Source organism: Paenibacillus sp. FSL K6-4396 (assembly GCF_038002525.1).
GTDB classification, from domain to species: domain Bacteria; phylum Bacillota; class Bacilli; order Paenibacillales; family Paenibacillaceae; genus Paenibacillus; species Paenibacillus amylolyticus_B.
Window position 1 is genome coordinate 5,104,343 of the sequence record NZ_JBBOCR010000001.1, and the last position, 16,928, is coordinate 5,121,270.

Below are 16,928 nucleotides of genomic sequence, written 5' to 3' on the forward strand. Positions count from 1 at the left end.
TACAGGTAAATAACAAAAAAGAAATACCAGCCCTTATGCAGGACTGGTATTTGGTCATTACAGAAATAGCGGTGAGAATGCAATCCAGGCCAAAATAAGAGTAAGCACAATGCAGACATTCTCTACAACGGCCCCACGTTTGGTCCCTGTACTCATCAGATTCACCCGTATGCGCCACTTGAGCGGTGGTAACGGACGAATCCCCCGATTGGTTAGTGAATCGGCCAACAAGTGCATGGCATATGCTGTACCTCCTGCTACCCAGATCTCCGGTCCCTGCTGCTGGGTCGTGCTGTAAAGCAAGCCGGCCCAAATGGCTGTTCCATATAGGGTATGCGTTAGTCCCCTGTGAGTTAGCGTTGTACACAGCATAAGTAGGCTGCCTGCAATCAAGTTCCACGGTGCAAACGCATGACCATAGAAGACAAGCCCTAGTCCAATCGCAAACATCAACACTTTGCGAAGCGAACGCGAAGGCAGGAATGACACAAGCGCAATGAGGATCGCAAGCAACAGGTTCCATGGTTTGGCATGAACATAGAAGTACACAAATACAGCTGTGGGCAACAGAATCGTCTGTAACAACCTGATCAGACTGTTAGGCAGGGCTCTGGATACCAGCAGCGAATTTGGCTCATCAATGTCAGGCAATAACGAACCAATCAGAGCAACCGTAACTGCCGGCGCAGTCACCGGCATGCCGGCCAACTGCAGAACAGAAAGCGACACACCTGTCCCGATAATAAGGTGGGATCTTCCCATCATGATGCAAAAACGTCCTTTCGAAGAAATCGGGAACAATACGGCCCAATTCCGATTTTACAACGAAAACAAAATAAGAACAATAGTTCGCATTTCTTATTTGTATGAAAATTAATATAACTTTCTGTGATGGGGCTCACATTATTATATTTATGACTCTTTTATCTTTATTAGTGAATTAAATCACATAAATTGTCGTCAACTACTTGTATAATTTCAAATATAAACCACTAAAATTTTGAGTAATGTACAGCGTCTATTCAAGGAGGCATACACACATGAACGGAAAAAAAGAGAACCTCATTATCATTGGTAACGGTATGGCAGGAATCAGTACCGTTGAGCAAATTTTGAAATTAACTACGCGATTTGATATTACTGTTTTTGGCACAGAGCCCTATCCTAACTACAACCGCATTATGTTGTCTTATGTACTGGAAGGAAGCAAAACACTGGACGATATCGTGCTGAACGACCTTCACTGGTATGAAGATTACGGCATTACGCTGCACACAGGCACAACGGTTACACGAATCGATGCCGAGACACACGAAGTTGTGACTGAAGATGGAACTCGCGTTCCTTATGACAAAATTATCATTGCAACAGGCTCCAACTCCTTCATTCTCCCCGTACCGGGACATGACAAAGAAGGTGTTGTCGGTTTCCGCGATATCGCCGATTGCAATGTCATGCTGGAAGCTGCTAAGCAGTATAAACGAGCGGCCGTTATCGGGGGCGGACTGCTAGGCCTTGAAGCTGCCAAAGGGTTGGTACAACTTGGCATGGAAGTTACCGTAGTGCATCTGATGGAAGATCTGATGGAGCGTCAGCTTGATCCACAAGCTTCAGCCATGTTGAAGGCAGAACTCGAACGTCAGGGTATCCGGTTCAAGATGGGTGCGCAGACTTCCGAACTGCTGGGCGGCGAACGCGTTGAAGGGATACGTTTTGCAGATGATACGGTTCTGAATGTTGATTTTGTGGTCATGGCTGTAGGCATTAAACCCAATACGACTGTAGCCCGCGAAAGCGGTATGGAAGTGAACCGGGGTATTGTCGTGAATGACTATATGCAGACTTCACTTGAGAATGTGTATTCGGTCGGGGAATGTACAGAGCACCGCGGGGTATGTTACGGCCTCGTTGCCCCCTTGTTCGAACAAGGCATGATTCTCGCGAAACATATCTGCGGTGTAGAGACCGCTCCATATGAAGGTTCTGTAGTATCTACGAAATTGAAAATTTCGGGTGTAGACGTGTTTTCAACGGGTGAATTCATCGACAGCCCAGAGCACACGGTCATTTCGCACAAAGATGACTGGAAACGAACCTACAAAAAAATTCTGCTTCGTGATAATAAAATGGTCGGCGCTGTTCTCTTCGGTGACATTACGGATTCTGCCGAATTGCAGAAACTGATTAAAAATCAAACCGAAATGACCGAGGAATTGTACGGTTCACTCATGGGTACAGGCTGCGGTGGTCATAAGAAAGCAACCTCTGTTGAAACGATGCCCGAGGACGAGATCGTCTGTGGATGTAACGGGGTAACTAAAGGCACGATTGTCGATGTAATTACAAACCAGGGCCTTACCACTGTAGATGAAATCAAAGCCTGTACCGGTGCAACACGCTCATGCGGTGGATGTAAACCGGTTGTGGAACAGATTCTGCAATATGTGCTGGGAGACGGCTTCAGCAGTGGAGCCAAACAGGGAATATGCGGATGTACTTCCATGGGACGGGATGAGATTGTAGCTGAGATTCGTGCAAAAGGATTACAAACGACCAAAGAGGTCATGAATGTACTGGGTTGGAGTCAGCCTGAGGGTTGTTCGAAATGTCGCCCTGCAATCAACTATTACCTTGGCATGATTGCACCAGACACACACGAAGATGAGAAGGAATCCCGTTTTGTTAACGAACGCATGAATGCAAATATTCAAAAAGATGGAACGTATACGGTCGTACCTCGGATGTATGGCGGAGTGACTACACCAGCGGATCTCAAACGCATCGCTGATGTTTCAGTCAAATATGATGTGAAAGCAGTCAAAGTTACCGGCGGTCAGCGCCTCGACTTGATTGGTGTCAAAAAAGAAGATCTGACTAAAGTCTGGGCTGAACTGGATATGCCTTCAGGTTATGCATACGCCAAATCGCTGCGCACGGTCAAAACATGTGTCGGCTCCCAATTCTGCCGATTCGGTACACAGGATTCCATGGCTATGGGTGCTCGGATTGAACGGAAATTCGAACGTCTGGATCTGCCTGCCAAGTTCAAATACGCTGTCAATGGCTGTCCACGGAACTGTGCAGAGGCATGTACAAAAGATATCGGTATCGTTGGTAACGACGGCGGCTGGGAAATCTTTATCGGTGGTAACGGCGGTATTAAAGCAAGACTTGCTGATTCCCTATGCAAAGTGAAAACAGATGAAGAGTTGATTGAATTGTGCGGAGCCATCATGCAATATTACCGCGAGACAGGTAACTATCTGGAGCGGACTTCCGAGTGGGTGGAACGTATGGGTCTGGAGCATATTCGTTCGGTTGTCGTGGATAATCTTGAGGAACGCAAAGCGTTGATGCAACGGATTGAATTCGCACTTGAGCATGTGGAAGAACCTTGGCAAAAAGCGATTCGTAATGAGGAAGGCCAAAGCAAAATGTTCCACGGCATCGAAGTATCGGCTCGTCCATAAGTAAGCTCGCAAGATTAATACTACCGGAATGTTAAATATAGATAAGGAGTGGTTTTAGATGACGACAAAACAATCAGGCACCTACTTCCCTGCCGGAGTAGTTGAAGAATTCCTGCCACGAATCGGAAGAGTAGTTGAGATTAAGGACCATCAGCTTGCTGTCTTTCGTGCATCGGATGGCACCATCTTCGCTGCGGATAATCACAACCCCCACCCCAAGGGTGGGCCGCTGGCAGAAGGCATCGTGTCCGGACATTATCTGTACGATCCACTGTATGATTGGAAAATCGATCTGACGACCGGTCTTGTGCAAGCACCGGATAATGGTCAAGTCCAGATGTATCCAGTCAAGGTAGAGAACGGCCAGGTCTGGATTGCTGTATAGCTCCATTGAAACGTTCAAAGATTGATGCAAAATAATGGGGGAAACCGTGATGTATACACCAAGTGTTGAGGGAATTATTGAAGCTGCAGTTAAAAAACGGGATCAGATGAACTCCAATCTTTCACGCTACATGGTTGCCGCCTTAATGGCGGGTGCCTATGTAGGACTTGGCATCGTGCTGATCTTCAGTATCGGTGCTCCGCTCCTTGCGGCACAGTCACCACTGCAAACCATGTTGATGGGCATGTCCTTCGGACTCGCGCTCACGCTGGTCATCTTTGCCGGATCGGAACTGTTCACAGGTAACAATATGTTCTTTACCATGAGTACACTGGCAGGCCGGACCACAGTTAAAGATACACTGAAAAACTGGGGGCTCGTCTTCCTCGGCAACTTGTTAGGTGCGATCCTGCTCAGCCTGCTTATTGTAGGCAGTGGCCTGTTCAAAACGGCTGCGCCTGAACATCTGTTATTCGTCGCTTCAGCCAAAAAGATGGCTGCTCCCGTATCGGAGTTGTTCTTCCGCGGCATTCTCTGTAACTGGCTCGTCTGTCTGGCGATCTGGATGGCTGCTCGCACAAAAGAGGATATCGCCAAAATTGCTCTTATCTGGTGGTGTCTGTACGCCTTTATTGCAAGTGGGTATGAGCACAGTGTTGCCAATATGACTTTGCTGTCCTTGTCCTGGCTGTTGCCTAACCACCCGGATACCATTACTCTGGCAGGCTGGTTTCATAACATGATCCCGGTGACACTTGGTAATATCATCGGCGGTGCCCTATTTGTCGGAATGGCTTACTGGTATACTTCACCGGTACGTAAAAGATCATAATTCTTTATTCAACAGCAATTATGTAGCGCCAGGTAACACAACATCTACACACTGAAGCCACGATGGATGCCGAACTTACGTTCAGTCACACATCGTGGCTTTTTATGGTTTGTCGATAAGCATCGTACTCTCTCGCATGGTTCCCCTTTCATCCTCTCGTCCTTCTATAAAGAATTAAAATTCATTTTACCTTCGTCGCTATCCGCCTTAATCCACAGTTGACATAACTGGTGTATAGTCGATGGATACTCACATTTATACTCAATCAGCAAAGGATGATCGCTTATATGGGAATCCATACATACTTCAGGTCACTGAATGATCTTGAACGTATTATTCGTACACCTGGCAAATTCAAATTCGAAGAACACAGCGTCTCCGCTCATTCCTGGAAAGTGGTACAGTACGCCAAAACACTCGCAGATATTGAGGAACAGCATGGAGTCATCGTGGATTGGAAGAAGTTATACGAAATTACGAGCAGTCATGATTATGGTGAAATCTTCATTGGTGATATCAAAACACCAGTCAAACATTATTCACTGGAGCTGCGTTCGATGCTGCAGAAGGTGGAAGAAGGCATGGTTGAACATTTTATTAATGAAAATATTCCTGAAGAGTTCCAGCCTATATTCCGCAGACAGCTGCGTGAGGGCAAAGACCAATCGGTTGAAGGACTGATTCTCGAAGTCGCAGACAAGATGGATCAGGTATATGAAGCCTTTGCTGAGCTCCAACGTGGCAATACGGAGAAAGAGTTTATCGTTATGTACCGTTATGCCTTGGTCAAAATCAAAAATATCGACCTCCACTGTGTGCAGTATTTCCTGGAACAGATTCTACCCGACATGATTGAAGAAGGTATTCGCTCCCCGTTTGATATTCGCAAAATAACCGAAGAAGCTCTGGCCCAGTAATCAGCTCAGGTCAACATGGTTCTCCTCATCCATGGACAGGGCTTTTTTTCGTTCCTGCAATTGCAGTCGGTATTCGCTAGGGTACAAGCCCGTTTTGTTTTTGAAGATCCGGCTGAAATAGTGGGAATCACTATACCCTACCGCTCCACCAATCGTCTTGATATCCATATTCTCATGGGTGACAAGCATACGTTTTGCTTCATTGATCCGCAGACCTGTCATATATTTCAGCGGAGTCTCCCCCGTTACTTTCTTAAAACACTTTCCTAGATAGTCCACAGTAAAATGCATCTGTCCCGCCATGTCCTGGAGTGTAATCTCATGCATGTAATTCTGCTTCAAATACAACTTAATGGCCTCTGCGATATCCTCCGGCTTCACCTGCTCGTCCAGCACGGCACTGACGTGGGCAAGTGAATCCACAGCGCTCCCAAGCTTCAATTCCATCGCATCCAGCAGTGTCCGAAGCTGTTCTTCCGATAATGGTTTGAGCAGATAATCCTCCACCTTGTAACTGATTGCCTGCCGTGCATATTCGAATTCATGGTAACCACTCAGAATGACAATCTTTACATGCGGATAGGCAAAATACAGATGTTTGGCGAGCTCCAATCCATTCATTACCGGCATCTGTATATCAGTTACAACCAGATCAGGTACGGAATGTTCGATCAGCTGTAACGCTTCCTGACCGTTCCGCGCTTCACCGATCACCTCGAACCGGGTGTCCAGCTCTCTGAATTTGCGCGAGACATTCCGGCGAATCAGGGCTTCATCTTCCACAATAATCGTTCTGTATTTGATTGTCATGGGTTCAGTCATGCTCCTTTCGAATGGAACCGCCTATGGTAATCTGGACACCGCCGGAAGGCTTGTTCGTGATCTGCATGTGGGCTGCCGTGCCATACCATAATTTCAATCGGACCCATATATTTTTGAGTCCCATGCCGTTAATTTCGAGATCAGGCATACGCTCCCACTCCTGTGATTGTTCGATGTAATGCATGATCTTGGCAAGTGCCTCCGGTTCCATGCCAGGCCCGTTGTCTTCCACGTGGATCTGCCAGGTCTGCTGTACCGCATCCATATCTCCAGTAATATTCAGTCTCCATGGAGGGGAATCACCCAGTCCATATTTCATGGCATTTTCGAGTAGTGGTTGTACCATCAGCATCGGAACCTGGATATACTTCATCTCTTCTGGAATATGAAACTCATAGTGTAGATCATCCTCGAACCTAATCTTCATACACTCCAGATATCGCTCACAATAATCCAGTTCTTGGGACAGGGGAACCCCATTCTTTCCCGGAGTAGAAATATAACGCAGCATAGACGCAATATTGGTGCAGAACGCGACAATCTGCTCATTCATGCCTTCTTCCGCCATGATGCTAATATTTGTGATGTTGTTATAGAGAAAATGCGGGTTCATCTGGGATTGCAGCGCCAGTAATCTCGCTTCTGTCTCCTGAGATTTCATCGCCAGCCTGTCCTGAAACGATTGCAAAAGCTGTTGATTCAGCCGGATAAACGTATCATTCAGCTCATCCATCTCCCGGATGGAACCGGGATGCTCCAGCTTGAACAATTGACCAGAATCCTGACCGGATAGCAGATCATTCTCACCCGTTTTTTGAATAATGCGCTGCAAACGATGCAGCGGCAAAGTAACCCGTTTGGAGATGAGATACGAGAGAACCAGAATCAGCATGAGAGTAGCTAACGTGGCACCGATAAACATCACAGCCATCCGGTTGAGACTCGCGAAAAGGGAGTGTTTGGACTGCATGACAATAACGGTCCATCTCGTCTCCTGTGACGTCATGTACGTCATCATTTGCTTGGACTGACTTAAAGGATCGGTGATCTCCTGCATCGTATCAGGAGGAAATGAAAGATTTTGAATCAAGTCCACATCATCGAAATATCCTGCTTGAGAAGCATCGGCATCCGAAGAAAGTGGGTACAACCGTGTATTTTGTTCATCCACTACATAGATCCGGAGATCGTTGTTATTCGCCTGCAATTCATTCAAATGCTGAAACAGGGTTCCCGCATCCTGCAAAATCTCAACGACGCCTTGGCTGACATAATTTCCATCTTTGTATACACGGGTAAGCGAAATGTAAGGTTGATCTGATTTTCCCTCGCCGGTCGGAATGGGCAAGGCTCCGCCCTCTAACAATTGGATCACTCGCCAGCCACTCCGCTCCCAGGTTTCCTTGTACCACGGTCGCTGAGTCAGGTCTACCGACAATTGACCGTTGAATGCACCCGCTCCCAACATCTTGCCGTTCACGTCATAGATATTGGCCTGCTTGGCTGTATTGGAGCTGCTGATGATCGCGAGAATGACGTCAATTAGTGTGGTTGTATCCTTATACAATGCTGGATCACTCGTCATTGTCTGCTCACTGCCTTCTGCTGGTGCCAAGTAGTGACTGAAGTGTTCTTTGACCAGATTGGAGTACACAATATTCATGGAGAAGTTGTTCATTTTCACCACTTCCTGATCCAGATTACTGACGATTGATACCCCCAGTTGTCTCTGTTGTTCTTCACTTCGCTGACGAATGTCACTTGCGAGAAAAACATACAGAAGCCCCGCCACAATCAGCGAAAAGATAATAAATACCGCAGAGTAATAGGCAAACAGACTTTGCTGAAGCGTTCCAAATCGATATCGCAATCCCCTCACACCTCGTCCTATGATGATCTCTGTCACACCATTCGAAAATGTCCACCCAACAGAACGCTTTTGTCTATTGAGCACATCCCTTGTTCACAGTAAAGTTATCCACATAAGAATACGCTTACATTAAGCGTTTCGGCAAGTGACAATTTTCTTTATATTTCGGGAGGTTCAATGATGAGAAAACGATTTCTATTTTCACTTGCAAGTGTGCTCCTGCTCTCCACCCTGCTGCTTGCCGGGTGCAACTCAGGTAAAAGTACGGAAGGTTCGGGTAAGGTGACACTCACGTTTGGAACAAGCCAATCCGGTATTCCGCGTACAGGCATCATGCAGACGATGGCCAAGGAATATGAGCAGGAGACCGGTATCAAAATTGACTTCCAAGTTGTCCCTGACGCACAGTGGCGTGACCTGATCAAGGTGAAGCTGGCCTCTGGTGAAGCACCTGACATTTTCAATGTCGATGTGGACCCACTGAGCATGCCGGCTAACGTAAGACCGGAGGAAAATGCCATTGACCTGACCAATGAGGAATTCACAGGTCGGATGTCTGAAGAGATTTTGCCAACCGTCAGTCACAATGACAAGGTGTACGGGGTTTCTTTTGCGCCAACGAAAATCTGGTATGTGTACTATAACAAACGTATCTTCCAGGAGCTCGGCATAGAGCCTCCTACATCCTATGCCGAATTCAAGGCAATCAGCCAGAAAATTAAGGATAAAGACATTATTCCGTTCTATCAAGCACCTGCCAGCGGGTGGTATCAGGTTCTGCCTTTGTTCGAAACGGGACCTAACTATGAGCAAACAACAGCGGGAACGTACGAGAAACTGAATAATAATGAGATGAAAGTCGCAGATATGACGCAACTCAAGACGGTCATTGAACAGTTGAAAGAATTTGCGGATCTAGGTTATTTTGGAAAAGACTTCTTGTCCAATACGGTAGAAGCGGGAATTGAAGCGTTTGGTCAGGAGAAAGCAGCGATGTTGCTGCGGGTTCCAGGGACCGAAAAGGAAGTCTCCGAAGCGTATCCGGCAATGAAAGATAATATGGGGTTCTTCGTCATGCCGTGGGGAGATAATCAGACGATTGGTGTGAATCCGGGCGGTTCAGCTGCGATGTTTGGTAACAAAAACAGTAAACATCCCGAAGAAGTGCTGAAATTCTTCCGCTGGATTACCGAGCATGATCATCTGCAACGTGTGTTTGATGAAGGTGAAGGTAACTTGACCATTTGCTGGCCGGAAATCGAACCAAAGCTGACACAGGATTATATTGATTATGAGAAAAATCATGAAAAAGGAACGGTCATGCAGGCCGCTGTGAAATATATTGATCCACAATGGATGGATATTGGCAAAGACTTGTCGGGCATGTTCGCCGGAGCCATGACACCGGATCAGATTCTGCAAAACATTGATAAACGCCGTGCTGAACAAGCCAAAGTGCTGAAAGATGAGAAGTGGCAGTAATAGCGCATATTGCAGATAAACATAAACGCTGAACAACGTTACATGCAGCGGGCGTTTGCCCGCTCATGTATTTTGGCAGGAAGGAAAGGTGTTACCGGTTATGAATGCAAACAAAATCTATCCCTGGTATTTCTCATCTGGAGCGATTGTATTATATCTGCTATTTATCGTCGCTCCCGCCCTGCTGGGCATCTATTATTCCTTCACCGACTGGAACAGCTATAGTTCGGAGAAGAACTTCATCGGTCTGGAGCATTTCCGCACCATTCTGGCGGGTGATCCGACTTATCTGCTTTTTATCAAAAACACAGTCCTGTTTACCCTCGTTACGTCCATCGCCAAGACTGTTCTGGGATTGTTCCTGGCTCTGCTCCTGGTCAGCGGTGTAAAGGCCGCAAATGTGCATCGGATGATCATTTTCTCCCCGCAGGTGCTGTCGTTTCTCATTGTTGGGCTTGTGTTCAAAAGTCTGCTTGATCCCAACAACGGGTTCGTGAATGTGACCCTGCGTTCCATGGGACTGGACGTTCTGACCCAGAACTGGCTGGGCTCCTTGACCTGGGCCATGCCATCCATCATGGCAGTGGATACGTGGAAAGGCATGGGGTACATCATGGTGCTCTTCATCGCCGGACTGCTCGCCATTCCACGGGATTACTACGAAGCAGCATCCATTGATGGCGCCGGCTTCGGGCAGAAGTTGTTCCGGATCACCATTCCGATGCTTATGCCTACCATTACAATCGCAACGGTACTTAATATTACGTATGGGTTACGGGTATTCGATGCCGTATACGTGCTAACCAACGGTGGCCCCGGTAACGCAACAGATGTCATTAATACGGCGGTCTATTCCTCTTTTGCCAAAGGGTATTGGGGGCTCGGAAGTGCGCTATCTACCATTCTGTTTGTCATCATGGCGATCATCTCCTTTTTCATCATTCGTTTGATGAACCGAAAGGTGGAATACTAACATGCGATTGAGAAAAAGATTGGCTTCCATCGGGTTAAATGCACTCGCCTGGCTGCTCAGCCTGGTGGTCCTGATTCCTTTTGTCGTCATTGTACTGAATTCATTCAAGTCGGACGCCGAGGCCAAAGTGCTGAAGCTGACGCTGCCCGAGAAGTTTATCTTCGAAAATTACAAAATTGTCTATGAACAGGGACATTTGGGCGGTTCCTTTTTCAACAGTCTGCTGCATTCCGGAGCCTCTTCCCTGCTGCTGGTGTTTGTTGTAGCCTTCTCGGCCTTCACGTTATCCCGCAATTATTCGAGGCTCAGCAAGTTCCTGTATTTCTTCCTGATTCTTGGTATCACACTTCCGCTCAACTACATTCCGCTGATGGAAGTCATGAAGTCGATGAGCATGATCAATTCACATCTCGGCATGATTCTGCTCTACACCGCCATGGGGATTCCAATCTCGCTGTTCATTACGTATGCGTTTGTGTCTAACATCCCGAAGGAGCTGGATGAAGCTGCGATCATGGACGGATGTAACGGTATCAAGCTGTTCCTGAGAATTATTGTACCTCTGCTCACGTCCGTTTTGGTGACGGTATTTGTTCTTAATTTTCTGAGTGTCTGGAACGAGTTCACCGCCCCACTCTATATGCTGAATACGGTCGAGATGTGGCCGATGACGCTTGCTGTATATAACTTCTTCGGACAATTCAGTGCCCAGTGGAATCTGGTCAGTGCCGATATCGTGCTCACGTCATTGCCTGTGTTGATTGTGTTCCTCATTGGGCAAAAGTATATTGTAGGAGGACTAACTTCAGGGGCAGTTAAAGGGTAAACTCCACCGACAATCCAAATACACAAACACTCTTGTCTGAGTACATCTTCTGACTCCCCGGCACAAAAAAGCCCTTGTCTGCTCATCGTGTGATACTTCTTCGTACAGAAGATGTATCACACGATGCTGCGGACAAGGACTTACGCTGTTGGATTCGAATTAATCGTGCGCCAACCCGCCAACATCGGATGGAGCTGTTATATCTGGGCTCTGCTCCAGAGATTTGATCATTTTCAAACGGGATGTGATTATTGCGATCAGAATAACAAACAGACCCGCGATGATAAACAGAAAGGCAATACCTCTGCCTGGCCCAGTTCCAATAATTTGACCAACAGACGAAGCCAGTGCTCCCCCTTCCATCAACAGCGGATTAAACACATGGTCGGCCAGAAATCCAGCCAAACTGTATGCAATAATAAACCCGAGTTGTGACAGAATACCAATGATTCCCCATACCCTGCCCTGCTTTTCGTTGGCGATATTGTTTCGCACCAGCACATCTGCGCTCATATTGACAAACGGCAGCGATGACAAGAACAGAAAACCTGCGAAGATAATAAAATAAATATTGGTAGATATCCCCAGAAGCGAAAAGGACAAACCGCACAAAATCAGACCCATCACAAGCACACTAGCGTATCTCTTTGTTATTGTAAATATGCCGATGCACAAGCTGCTAATGAGCATGCCGATGGCACTTACAGACTGAAACGTTCCAAGTGTCTTTGCATCCGTGAATGACAGAAGCATCGGACCAATGAGTGTCTCCAGGAATCCCAGATAAAAGGTGACAAGTGAAATAATCACCACCAGCAACAGTACTCCCTTGTTGGTTACAACTTCTCTCCAGCCCTCTTGAATATCGGTGATCCAGTTTTTTCCTTCTCGATCCTCTCGCTCCACTTTCATGCTCTTCCGAATAACCAGCACAGCCAGAATGGCAACCAGGAATGTCAGAATATTAATGACCAGAATGACTTCAATGGTTGTTATACTAAGCAGAATGCCCGCAATGATGGGTGAAAACAGAAACTTCGAGGATTCAGCCAGTTGTACAAGACCGCTTCCTTTTGAGAATTGATCCTTATCCAGCAGGTCCGTAGCAGAGGCCTTGTATGCCGGGCTCTGCAACGCGGAAAACACCGAACTAAAGGCCACTCCCACATAGATATGCCATAATTGGATATCACCTGTGAGCATAATGGACAGAATGAAAATCAAACCGGCTGCCGACCCCAGGTCGCCGATAATCATCATCGTTCGACGGTCGAATCGGTCTGCCAATACCCCTCCAATAGGTCGAAGCAGGATATTCGGCAGAAACGTGAATAAGGTAATCAATGCAACACTTGTTGCCGTATTCGTTTTTTCGAAAGCATACACCCCCAGGGAGAAGGCTGTAAGTCCAATCCCAATCATGGAGATGAGCTGACCGAACCATACTACCAGAAACTTTTTAAATGATTTTTGAACGGTATGTTCCATGGATGATACTCCTTTCTCGGCTAACCTTGATTCGGAAAATAGAGACGAGTGACGTAGGCGAAGCTTCCTTTTTCTGCTCCCAGCACACGTTCCATAATCTGTGTGAATGCTTCAACCTTTTTTTCGAGTTCTTCCTCCTCCCATTGAAAGATGCCTCGATCCAGCAAAAATTGTGACGATACGAGCAGGAATTCGATGGATTCCTTTGGGTTAGGTGTATGAAATACCCCCTCCTGAATGCCCTGCTCTACCACCTCGGCCAAGATGGGACTTAATCGAATTACCGTCTCTACAAGACTCTTTTGGTGCATCTCCACATTATGAACACTGTGCAATTGCTCGATGAGATCATGTTTTCTGCCGTCAGGCTGATTCTGCGCCATCATGATGCGAAAAATTTTGTCATGGGCATTCAGTTTGGGGTCGGACACCACGTGCCTGGCCGATGCCTCCCCGCTCAGAATAAAACGCATGACGATGGCGTTCATGACCTCTTCCTTGGACTGAAAATAATAATAAAATGTACCCTTGGCAATGTTGCACGCCTGAAGGATATCCATGACCGTAGCTTTGGTGTACCCCTTTGTTATGAACAGAATCTCGGCGGCATCCAAAATCTCGTTCCTTCGTTCTTCCGGATTTTTTATCAATCTCATATCCTGGCCTCCGATACGTTCGACCGACTGTCGGTCTATTGTAGTCATGGAGTTCTTTTTTTAGAACCCCATTTCAGTCAACCATTGCGCCAAATGGCTTTCCCTTGTTTTTAGATCCTGACGCTCTCTTGCATATTTTCCAATATTTCTGTCTGCAACAAGCTTACCGTCCATCATAAACAGTACACGTTCCGATCTGGCAGCGACTTTCACATCATGGGTCACCAGCAGAATGGTTGTACCTGTTGCATTAATATCGCCCAGAATATCCATGATTTCATACGTTGATTTGGAATTCAGCGCCCCCGTTGGTTCATCGCCGAATAAAATATCTGGATTATTGATCAGCGCACGGCAGATGGCAATCCGTTGAAGCTGTCCACCTGAGGCTTGGGTGATGTTATGCCCAGCAAGCTCATCAATCCCCATTTTTTTCATTAATGACATTGCCCGTGTATTAATCGTTTCTCTGCTGCTATTCTTGGCCAGATACGCGGAAAGTACGATATTGTCTAATAGATTCAGATTCTTGAGCAGATGAATATTTTGAAAGATGAATCCCATCTTGGTCAAACGTAGACTTGCCAGATCCCTCTCCTCAAATGCCGATATTTTTTTGCCATTAAAATAGACACTTCCAGCACTAATCTGATCCATACCACTTATGTTGTACAGTAAGGTAGACTTGCCTGAGCCAGATGGCCCCATGATGGAAACAAATTCTCCCTTTTTTAATTGAAGGTTGATATCTTTCAAGATGTTATGTTCTTCATTCTCGCCGATCGCTACGGATTTATTCACGTCTTTAGCCTCAAGTATAGTTGTCATCGTTGATCCTCCCTATTCGACAATCATTTTGGAGATGCTCGTTTCTTTGATCGATTGGATGCTTATCCATGCTGTTAGTACAATCGTGCCTGCAAGTAACAATGGACACAAAACATATGCCTGTAACGGGTTAACAACAAAAACAATATTGGAAGCACCAAACGTCGACATAATGGCACTAACCAACAACGGACCCAACGTATTGGACAATATCGTTCCAGTAACAACCCCTAAGATTAATATGACAAGTGACATCACGACATACTTGAACTTGATTTTAGACAAGGCAAACCCAAGACTTCTTAGTACAGCAATGTCGTTGTTGTCCTTGGCTACTAACATCTGAAGGAACAGTGCTGTAATTAAAATAGATATGAAGACACCGATGACCAAGGCCAGCATCGTCACCAATTTCAATTGTTGGATGGTTCCGCCTAACGTCTGATCCAGATAACCTTGAAGATCGGTTACTTTGGCCGGCGAGAAAGCCGCCTCATATTCAGCAATTTTGGTAGCCATGTCCCCGCGATTATTCAGATCCAAACTGACCACATACCACAACACACTATCCTTGTTGTAGGGCAATAAGGCCTTCGCCGTTTTCCCACCATTCGTAACGTCCTGGTATATCCCGCTGACTGTCATCATCTGGTCCTTGCCATTAACCAGCAAGGTAAGTTGCTCACCAGTCTTCAGGCGCAGCTCGCTACTGTTGGCATCAGATAACGCAATTTCATTCTCAGTTGTTGGCGCATTACCGCTAACATAAGACAATGGGAAAATACTGAAATCCCCAGTTTCTACACTCAGATTGTCGTAACTTCCTTCCGCATTTTTAATCTTGAACTGGCTTGTTACCAATGGGGAATATGTTTTGATGTCTTTATCATTTTGGATCTGGGCAACCAGATTGTCATAACGCTGCTCCACATCATCTGTGTGCCTCAAGTCAATGCGAATATCACTTTGTCCAACACCCATATAAGAAATAAAACTTGGCGCCTGCAAAGTGTTCAGGAAGTTGACCGGCACAATCATGATAAATGAACTGACTACAAAGACGAATAACAATAATCGGAACATCTTGATTCGCTGTATGACTTCCTTCAGACCAAGAAAGACAGGTACAGAAGACCAGCGATTGCGGGACAAACTAAGCCGGTTTCGAATGATCTGTGTATCTCCCAGGCTCCCGGTACGGAGAGCATCCACTGCGGAGATGGAACGAAAACGTCGCAGTACCGTTCGACAGAACAGAACAACCATGGCAAATATGATTCCAGCGGCTAATAACGGAATCGCGAAATGCAACAGGGTTGCAGGTGCTTTTCCCATATACAACATGATGTTGGAAACAAATAATCTGTTAACGCCAAGTGATGCAATGTAACCAAGTACGGATGCAAATCCGGCCATAAATACATACTTCATCAGATACAGTCTCTTAATATCCTTCTCTGCGATCCCAATCGCTTTCATGACACTAATCTCACGATAATCCTCTTCGATGGTCGCAAGCATCGTGAATCGGATGCAAAGCATCGCGATCAGAATCAGCACAAGACTGACCAAAATAATAACGGCTGCAATAACTCCGTCGGTCATGGCATTCAATACCTGGAACAGCCCATAGGTTACGACTGGACCCGCATTGGGAAGCCCTGCATTTTGGTAAGCCTGGGTAAATTCACTCGTCAGTCCGGGATCCGTCAACCGGAATTCAATGAGATACTCCATCTCTCCGATGCTCTGCTTCAGTTCCTGCAAATTCCCTGCACTCACGATAAAACGTTTGGAGTGCACAACCGATGGATTCATCTGAGCATCACGGACAAAATCAACGATGGTATAAGAACGCTCAAATTGACCATTATCGATCCGAACCTGGTCGCCCACGCTCAATTTTTTTTGCTGCATGTAATATACCGGAACCGCGATCTCGCCATCGTTAACCTGAATAATCTCACTGTCCAGATTCAACAAATAGTCGAAACCCTGATTCTGTGTAACAAAGTCAATGTCCATAACGCTGTTCTTTTCGGACTCTGCTCCGAGAAACAGATTAGAGCCGTCAATGTTGACCATTTCCACAATCTGATGCTGCTGGACCATGGCATTTTCTTCAGCCCATGTGTTCACTTTGGCCTGATCGAGTTCTCCGGCATGCATTTGCACAAAGTGTGGTGTTTTGGATTCAGAAAATAGATATTGGATGGAACTCGTCAGTTCCATAATCATTCGTGACCCCGAAGATACCAGCAAGGCGGCCAGCAGTACAAAAATAAATAACGCAGCCGTAATCCCTTTTTTTCTCGTTATATCGTTTCTCAGCATTCGTAGCAGCATAAACGAACATGGCTCCTCTCATCTACAAGTTGT

Annotated in this window: 14 protein-coding genes; 7 read left to right on the forward strand and 7 right to left on the reverse strand. The window is 46.3% G+C overall.

Going from position 1 to position 16,928, the window contains the following annotated elements; genetic code table 11:
* Positions 1 to 57 precede the first annotated feature (57 nt).
* Entirely contained in the window at positions 58 to 765 is a 708-nt protein-coding gene (locus MHB85_RS22490; protein ID WP_036615169.1) for a metal-dependent hydrolase, read from the reverse strand.
* Positions 766 to 1,040: 275 nt separating this feature from the next.
* Between MHB85_RS22490 and nirB the strand changes: the two genes are divergently transcribed.
* From nirB to MHB85_RS22510, 4 genes are all read left to right on the forward strand, one after another.
* On the forward strand, positions 1,041 to 3,470 hold the full coding sequence (nirB, locus tag MHB85_RS22495) for a nitrite reductase large subunit NirB (protein ID WP_091013907.1): 2,430 nt from the start codon (positions 1,041 to 1,043) through the stop codon (positions 3,468 to 3,470).
* Between the two features lie 58 nt (positions 3,471 to 3,528).
* On the forward strand, positions 3,529 to 3,855 hold the full coding sequence (gene nirD, locus MHB85_RS22500) for a nitrite reductase small subunit NirD (protein WP_091013905.1): 327 nt from the start codon (positions 3,529 to 3,531) through the stop codon (positions 3,853 to 3,855).
* A gap of 49 nt (positions 3,856 to 3,904) precedes the next feature.
* The gene (locus tag MHB85_RS22505) at positions 3,905 to 4,687 is read left to right on the forward strand and encodes a formate/nitrite transporter family protein (protein WP_091013903.1); all 783 of its coding nucleotides are present in this window, start codon (positions 3,905 to 3,907) and stop codon (positions 4,685 to 4,687) included.
* Between the two features lie 287 nt (positions 4,688 to 4,974).
* Entirely contained in the window at positions 4,975 to 5,604 is a 630-nt protein-coding gene (locus tag MHB85_RS22510; RefSeq protein ID WP_091013902.1) for a YfbR-like 5'-deoxynucleotidase, read from the forward strand.
* Here the strand turns inward: MHB85_RS22510 and MHB85_RS22515 are convergent, their stop codons facing one another.
* Both MHB85_RS22515 and MHB85_RS22520 read right to left on the reverse strand, forming a co-directional pair.
* Positions 5,605 to 6,414, reverse strand: coding sequence for a response regulator transcription factor (locus MHB85_RS22515; RefSeq protein WP_091013900.1), 810 nt, complete (start codon positions 6,412 to 6,414; stop codon positions 5,605 to 5,607).
* Positions 6,415 to 6,418: 4 nt separating this feature from the next.
* Positions 6,419 to 8,296 carry a cache domain-containing sensor histidine kinase gene (locus MHB85_RS22520; protein ID WP_105599776.1) on the reverse strand — a complete coding sequence of 626 codons (1,878 nt, stop codon included), beginning with the start codon at positions 8,294 to 8,296 and terminating at the stop codon, positions 6,419 to 6,421.
* Positions 8,297 to 8,476: 180 nt separating this feature from the next.
* On the opposite strand from MHB85_RS22520, the gene MHB85_RS22525 reads away from it, so the two are divergent.
* The 3 genes from MHB85_RS22525 (at position 8,477) to MHB85_RS22535 (ending at position 11,577) form a co-directional block, all read left to right on the forward strand.
* Positions 8,477 to 9,778 (forward strand): ABC transporter substrate-binding protein, encoded by a 1,302-nt coding sequence (locus MHB85_RS22525; protein WP_091013895.1) that lies wholly within the window; start codon positions 8,477 to 8,479, stop codon positions 9,776 to 9,778.
* Between the two features lie 100 nt (positions 9,779 to 9,878).
* A complete protein-coding gene (locus MHB85_RS22530; protein ID WP_105599777.1) occupies positions 9,879 to 10,751 on the forward strand; it encodes a carbohydrate ABC transporter permease in 873 nt (290 codons plus the stop codon).
* 1 nt (position 10,752) lies between these two features.
* Positions 10,753 to 11,577: a carbohydrate ABC transporter permease gene (locus MHB85_RS22535; RefSeq protein ID WP_091013890.1), complete on the forward strand. Its 825-nt coding sequence runs from the start codon at positions 10,753 to 10,755 to the stop codon at positions 11,575 to 11,577.
* A 159-nt stretch (positions 11,578 to 11,736) separates the two neighbouring features.
* Here the strand turns inward: MHB85_RS22535 and MHB85_RS22540 are convergent, their stop codons facing one another.
* Genes MHB85_RS22540 through MHB85_RS22555 form a run of 4 tightly spaced genes read right to left on the reverse strand, consistent with a single transcriptional unit; the run spans position 11,737 to position 16,895 of the window.
* Positions 11,737 to 13,065: an MFS transporter gene (locus MHB85_RS22540; RefSeq protein ID WP_076214246.1), complete on the reverse strand. Its 1,329-nt coding sequence runs from the start codon at positions 13,063 to 13,065 to the stop codon at positions 11,737 to 11,739.
* 20 nt (positions 13,066 to 13,085) lie between these two features.
* A complete protein-coding gene (locus MHB85_RS22545; RefSeq protein ID WP_091013887.1) occupies positions 13,086 to 13,721 on the reverse strand; it encodes a TetR/AcrR family transcriptional regulator in 636 nt (211 codons plus the stop codon).
* 60 nt (positions 13,722 to 13,781) lie between these two features.
* Positions 13,782 to 14,549: an ABC transporter ATP-binding protein gene (locus MHB85_RS22550; protein WP_047843824.1), complete on the reverse strand. Its 768-nt coding sequence runs from the start codon at positions 14,547 to 14,549 to the stop codon at positions 13,782 to 13,784.
* 12 nt (positions 14,550 to 14,561) lie between these two features.
* Positions 14,562 to 16,895 carry an ABC transporter permease gene (locus tag MHB85_RS22555; protein ID WP_091013886.1) on the reverse strand — a complete coding sequence of 778 codons (2,334 nt, stop codon included), beginning with the start codon at positions 16,893 to 16,895 and terminating at the stop codon, positions 14,562 to 14,564.
* Positions 16,896 to 16,928 lie beyond the last annotated feature (33 nt).